The 1,316-nt window shown below is 27.9% G+C and carries 1 protein-coding gene and 1 pseudogene; one reads left to right on the top strand and one right to left on the bottom strand.

Going from position 1 to position 1,316, the window contains the following annotated elements; genetic code table 11:
- Positions 1-612: 612 nt before the first annotated feature.
- On the bottom strand, positions 613-765 hold the full coding sequence (locus tag V7014_RS27080; protein WP_335512221.1) for a hypothetical protein: 153 nt from the start codon (positions 763-765) through the stop codon (positions 613-615).
- Between the two features lie 313 nt (positions 766-1,078).
- On the opposite strand from V7014_RS27080, the pseudogene V7014_RS27075 reads away from it, so the two are divergent.
- Positions 1,079-1,316, top strand: a pseudogene (locus tag V7014_RS27075) (sterol desaturase family protein); the annotation flags it as partial.

Below are 1,316 nucleotides of genomic sequence, written 5' to 3'. Positions count from 1 at the left end.
TCGTAGCCCTTGACCATCTCTATTTATCTTCCAACAACTAACTTATTTTTCTTTGCGTTTAACACATACATGCGATAATATCTTGTACAACTACACTCATGTAAAGTAATATCGATATAGTATATTTATTCAGTTTTTATAAAATATCAAAAATGATCCCTTTTGAAAACACTTATAAAATTACTTTTTTTACAATTCGAATAATTTTTAATTTACACTATTATTACCGGGAAAAATATGCTAATATATTTTATGTTCTACAGGCATAATTTGAAAACTTTTAAAAGGCGGAAAATAATGGACATCTCAATTAGCAAACTAATGTTTTCTTTTTCATTAATAGTATTAACCGAGTTGCTTTGTTTAGATGTACATCCCCCTTTTCTTTCTTTCCTAACATACATTGTAGGAATAACTGCTATAGCGATCTCTATTAAAAAGCATAGTTTTGTGTTCGTTTTTTTAAATAGTGTTACATTGGGAATTTATACATATGTATTGCTAACTTAGGATTGATTATTCAAAATATTTTAAATTATGCATTTATCTAACATTAAATAGTGTTCTTTATACAGTCATTCTCTCCTTGTTTCCTTCTTTTAATTTCAATCTTTAACGGTCATAATCAGGTTTCAAATTTCTAGTTTTACAATACTTTTCATATTCTCTACAAATTTCTTCCCACTCTTCATTTGTAATATTCTTCTTTTTTAATGCAGCCAAAGTTGTACCTACATACTCTTTTAACCATTGAGAAATACTCATTCTTAACATCTCCCCTGCTTATATATTTCCATTGTACTAACTAGCGGACTATTTTACTAGTATAATATCACTATACTCACTTCATTATTTATACCATCCATTAACATTCAGACGAACACAGTCTTCTACTCTATATTGAGCTGTATGTACTGATTACCCCCTCTAGACATCTACTCTGATTGTTACATTCTGTATCATTGTTTTCTACATCATTCAAGTTCTAACGAATAGCTATGACCTTCAATTTACCTTAGGTTATAAGTCATGTTCTTCCAGAATACATATATTAATAATTTAGATTGGAGGTGAGATCTTGAAACAAAGATTATATTCGGATTTTTTCTTACATTTTGATATTGCTTTCATGCTAGTTTTGAACATTATTATTGTTGCAAGAAGTATCTTTTGGAATTTTACACTTATGCTAATCATTATATATTTGATCGGTATGGCTACATTTATTATTAGTGAATATTTTATTCATCGATTTTTCTTTCATTTAAAAGCACCCAAAAATCCCTTTTTTCTGAGGATATTAAAACGTTTACATT

This window comes from Bacillus sp. JJ722 (assembly GCF_036963345.1).
In the GTDB taxonomy this organism is placed as follows: domain Bacteria; phylum Bacillota; class Bacilli; order Bacillales; family DSM-1321; genus Bacillus_AD.
Note: the sequence above shows the minus strand (reverse complement) of the source record. Positions and strands in the feature narration are given on the sequence as shown.

Coding starts and splice junctions, on each gene's coding strand:
- V7014_RS27080 (WP_335512221.1), bottom strand. CDS start 765: ATGAGTATTTCTCAATGGTTAAAAGAGTATGTAGGTACAACTTTGGCT.